Annotated in this window: 5 protein-coding genes; all 5 read right to left on the reverse strand. The window is 65.2% G+C overall.

What is annotated here, in order from left to right; genetic code table 11:
• Positions 1 to 854 (reverse strand): FAD-dependent oxidoreductase (locus Q0L57_RS07050; RefSeq protein ID WP_296740000.1); only part of this gene is annotated, 854 nt, incomplete at its 3' end.
• A gap of 4 nt (positions 855 to 858) precedes the next feature.
• The gene (locus Q0L57_RS07055) at positions 859 to 2049 is read right to left on the reverse strand and encodes an Atu1372/SO_1960 family protein (RefSeq protein ID WP_296740002.1); all 1191 of its coding nucleotides are present in this window, start codon (positions 2047 to 2049) and stop codon (positions 859 to 861) included.
• Positions 2050 to 2072: 23 nt separating this feature from the next.
• Positions 2073 to 2732 carry an amino acid ABC transporter permease gene (locus tag Q0L57_RS07060; protein WP_296740005.1) on the reverse strand — a complete coding sequence of 220 codons (660 nt, stop codon included), beginning with the start codon at positions 2730 to 2732 and terminating at the stop codon, positions 2073 to 2075.
• Positions 2729 to 3388 (reverse strand): amino acid ABC transporter permease, encoded by a 660-nt coding sequence (locus tag Q0L57_RS07065; RefSeq protein WP_296740007.1) that lies wholly within the window; start codon positions 3386 to 3388, stop codon positions 2729 to 2731. Before Q0L57_RS07065 ends, Q0L57_RS07060 begins: the two co-directional genes overlap by 4 nt.
• Before the next feature lie 11 nt (positions 3389 to 3399).
• Positions 3400 to 4152: an amino acid ABC transporter ATP-binding protein gene (locus tag Q0L57_RS07070; protein ID WP_296740008.1), complete on the reverse strand. Its 753-nt coding sequence runs from the start codon at positions 4150 to 4152 to the stop codon at positions 3400 to 3402.
• Between the last annotated feature and the right edge of the window lie 135 nt (positions 4153 to 4287).

Consider the following 4287-nt stretch of genomic DNA (forward strand, 5'->3'; position numbering starts at 1 on the left):
TTCCAGGGCACGGTCAGCGAATAGCCCCGCACAGGCTGGATCCGGTTCGCTTCGGGCAGATCGACCGCCAGCGTATGGATCAGCGGTCCGGCCGTGACGACTGCCGCATCGACGGCAAGCGGATCGCAATCGATGAAGCGCACCGCGCAAAGCCGCCCATCGTGCTGCTCAAATCCCGCGACCTTGTGTTCGAAGCGGGTTGAAACAGAAAGCCGCGCCGTCATGAAATCCGTCAGATGCCGGCAAAAGGCGGCGGCGTCGCCCAAGGCATCGCCCGGCGTGTAGACGGCGCCCGCGATTTCTCCCTGGTATGTCTTCAACGCGGGCTCGACGTCCTCGGCTTCCTGCCGCGAAAGCAGACGCTGATCGAAACCAAGCTGCCGCTTGCGCTCGACGGTCGCTCGCGCGGCGGCCAGGCCGGCAGCGGAAGGATGAAGGTGGAGCTTTCCGGCGACGCGATAATCGAAATCTATCCGGGTGTCCGCCAACAGGCTCTCCATCTCCCTGCGCGATTCATCGGCCAGCCGCAGGATTGCGCTTGTGTTGCTCCACCAGCGGCGGGCCGGCATGTTCGCCATGAAGCGCAGCCCCCAGATCAGAAAGTCGGGATCGAGCCGCCAACGGATCCGGAAGGCGGGATCGCGGCCGGCGAGGATTGCAGGCAGATGCCTCAACAGCGCTGGTGACGCCATGGCGTCGCCATAGGCCCAGGAAAGCTGGGCGGCATTGCCTGCGCTCGCGCCGCGCCCGGGCTCGGCGGCGGCGTCGATCAGGATCACCTCGTGCTTTTCGCGTGCCAGCAGATACGCCGATGCGACGCCGATCACGCCTGCTCCGATGACGGCAATCCGCATGGGTTCAAGCCTCCGCGCCGCAGAGGATGGCGGTCAGCTCGATTTCGACTGGCACGCCGCGTGGCAGCGATGCCACGCCAATGGCGATGCGGACGTGCTGCCAGGATTCCGGCAACAGCTCGCGCAGCAGCTCGGATGCGCCGTCCACCACCGCGCCATGCTGCGTAAAGTCCGGGGTTGCCGCGACATAGCCGGCGAGCCGCACGAAGCCCTTCACCCGATCGAACCCGCCCGCGGCCCGTTCCAACTGGGCGAGCGCGTTGAGAAGCGCCCAGCGCGCGCATTCGCGCCCGGCCTCCAGCGAAATGTCCGCGCCCAGATGGCCGGTCCTGAGGACGGCCCCATCCTTGATCGGTACCTGTCCTGACACAGTCACGGTGTCGCCTGTGCGGATCGCGCCGACAAATGCGCCAGGGGGTGTGGTAGCCTCAGGCAAGGAAACGCCAAGCGCGGCGAGGCGCTCCCTTGTGGCGCAGGGTGTCTTGGTTCCTTCGCCGGACCGCCTCGCGCTGCGCTCGACGAAGTTGCGCAGGATTGCGCTGTCGAATTCGGTCAGGCGATATTCCGGATGCCACTGCACCCCAAGGCAGAAGCCGCCTTCCGGCTCACCTTCCAATGCCTCGATCACGCCGTCTCGTGCGCGTGCGGCGACCCGGAATTGACCGCCCCCCATAAGCGCGTGCCGGTGCAGGCTGTTCACCTCCATCTCGTCCACCCCGAGAATGCGCGCCAGATCGCTGGTCGGCTCGATGGTTACCCGGTGGGCCGGGCGGCTGGGAACCGCGCTTGGCAGGTGGTCCACGGCGTCCGATTCCGGCAGCGTGGTCGTGAAGGTGCCGCCCAGCCATTCGCCGATCAGTTGCATGCCGTGGCAGATGCCGAGCAGCGGCTTTCCGGCCTTCAACGTGCGCCGGACCAGCTCGAGTTCGAAGTCGCGGCGCTGTTGGGTGGCCTCCAGTCCCGGTGTGCTGCCCGTGATCATCACGCCATCGGCAAGCTCGAGGGCCGCCGAAATATCGAACGTTTCATAAGGGAGTATCAGCGCAGTGCCGCCCGCCTCGCTGATGGCTTCGGCATAGTTCGCCCGCACGACATATTCCCGTTCCGTCCAGCCATCGGCCGACAGCCTGAAGTCTGGCGACATCAGGATGACAGGCCTGCGGTCCTGCCGGCACTCATGTGTCGAACTCGTCATGGTTTGTCTCTTGTGATTGAAAGTCAGCCGGTGGGGGCGGCAAGTCGCCGGGAGAGCAGCGAGAACGGCCAGGCGATGAGGAAGTAGCACAGCCCCACCGCCAGGTAGATTTGCAGCGGCAGGAAATACTCCGTCGCCATCGCCCGGCCGGTCAGTACCAGTTCGTTCACCGTGATGAGCGAGGCGAGCGAGGAGTCTTTCAACAGCGACACGAAGGTGACGATGAGCGGAGCGATGATGACGCGAACCACTTGCGGCAGAACGATCAGGCGGAAGCTCTGGAAAGGCGTGAAGCCGACGGCGAGGGCCGCTTCGCGCTGTCCCTTCGGGATCGCCATCAGGCCTGCGCGAAACAACTCCGCGACCTGCGCCGCGAAAGCAAGTGCCAACCCCAGAACCGCCCCGGAGAAGGCGTTGAAGGTGATGCCGATCCCGGGCAGGCCGAAATAGAGCAGGAACAGGATGGCGAGCAGCGGCACGCCCCGGACCAGGGAGACGTAAGCCGTTGCGAAATGGCGCAGCGCCGGGGATCGCGTATGCCTGCAGAGCGACAGCAAAAGGCCGAACACCAGCGACAGGGCGAAGGCGCAGATCGAAAGAAGCGCGGTCGTGCCCATGGCCTTGATGAGAAGGGGCGCCCATTCCCCGCCATATTCGAGATAAGGTTGGATGAAATTGCTCATGCCTTCAGCCTCCCATAGCGGCCTTCGAGGAAGCGCACCGCCTGCATCAGCGGAAGGCTGAGCACGAGATAAAGGCCGGCGGCCGTCACGTAGATCAGCGTGGTCTGGAACGACGACGTCACCATGGACCGCGCGTAGAACATGATTTCGGGCGCCGCGATGGCGGAGACGATGGACGTGTCCTTGAGCAGTTGGACCGCGTAGTTGCCGAGCGAGGGCAGGGCGATGCGCAGCGCCTGCGGCGTCAGGATGTCGAAAATCGCCTGGAACGGGGTGAAGCCGACCGCGAGCGCCGCCTCGCGCTGGCCGTTTGGCAGCGCCGAGAAGCCCGAGCGGAACAGGTCGCAGGTCACCGCGGCGCCGATCAGTCCCAGGCCGAGGACCGCCGCGACAAGGGCCGACAATCTGAGGCCGATACTCGCCAGGCCGAAATAGAGGATGAACAGGTGGGTGAGGGCCGGGATGTTGCGCATGATCTCGCAATACGCATCGATCAGGAAATGGGCGGCGCGCAACCTGCCGAACTGGCGCACAAGCGCGAGGCCGAAGCCGAGGGCGACACCGAGCGCCAGCGACGTGAGCGTCACCAGCACGGTGACGCCGACCCCGGCAAGCAGCCCCTCGAGCACCATGATGAAGGTCGATATTCCGGTCATGGCACTGAACCTCAGTGCCGGATCTGTTTCAGGAAGGCACGGGTTCTCGCCTCGCGCGGGGAAAGGATCAACTCCCGGGCAGGCCCTTCTTCGACGATCGCTCCTCCGTCCAGGAACATCACCCGATCGGCAATGTCGCGCGCGAAGGCGATCTCGTGGGTGACGATCAGCATGGTTCGCCCCTCTGCAGCAAGTTCCTCCATCACCTTCAGCACTTCATGCACCAGTTCCGGATCGAGCGCGGAGGTCGGTTCGTCGAACAGCATCAGCTTCGGCTTCTGGGCCAGCGCCCGGGCAATCGCCACGCGCTGCTGCTGGCCGCCCGAAAGCTCCAGCGGCGAGGCGTTGGCGCGGTGGGTCATGTGGACCTTGGCGAGCATTTCCAACGCCAGTTCCTTTGCTTCCCTGGCGGGAAGCCCGCGCACCTTGCGGGCTGCGATGGCCACGTTCTCCGTCACCGAGAGATGCGGCCAGAGATTGAACAGCTGGAAGACCATTCCCATTTCGGCGCGCTGCGGGGCGAGCTGGCGGTCGCTCATCGGCCGGCCGCGGTTGACGCCGATCCGCTCGCCGTCGAGATGGATTTCGCCCGCGCTCGGCTTTTCGAGGAAGTTCAGGCAGCGCAGGCAGGTGGACTTGCCCGAGCCCGAGGGGCCGATCAGCGCGATCTTCTGGCCGGCGGCCACCTCGAAGTCGATGCCCTTCAGCACTTCCATCTGCCCGTAGCTCTTGCGCAGGCCCGTCACGCTCAAGAGCGGGTCCATGACATTTCCCATCGTTCGTTATCGATTGAGGTGGCGCGGGGCAGAGGCCTTGAAGCGGCATCTGCCCCATGGCTGAACCCGTCAGCCGCCCGCCTTGCAGGACGGCAGCTTGTAGTCGGCCGGGCGATCGACACC

This window comes from Mesorhizobium sp. (assembly GCF_024509055.1).
Taxonomy (GTDB): Bacteria; Pseudomonadota; Alphaproteobacteria; order Rhizobiales; family Rhizobiaceae; genus Mesorhizobium.

What these genes read in the sequence shown, in the direction of transcription:
- Q0L57_RS07055 (WP_296740002.1), bottom strand. Translation starts at nt 2,049, where the DNA reads ATGACGAGTTCGACACATGAGTGCCGGCAGGACCGCAGGCCTGTCATC.
- Q0L57_RS07060 (WP_296740005.1), bottom strand. Translation starts at nt 2,732, where the DNA reads ATGAGCAATTTCATCCAACCTTATCTCGAATATGGCGGGGAATGGGCG.
- Q0L57_RS07065 (WP_296740007.1), bottom strand. Translation starts at nt 3,388, where the DNA reads ATGACCGGAATATCGACCTTCATCATGGTGCTCGAGGGGCTGCTTGCC.
- Q0L57_RS07070 (WP_296740008.1), bottom strand. Translation starts at nt 4,152, where the DNA reads ATGGACCCGCTCTTGAGCGTGACGGGCCTGCGCAAGAGCTACGGGCAG.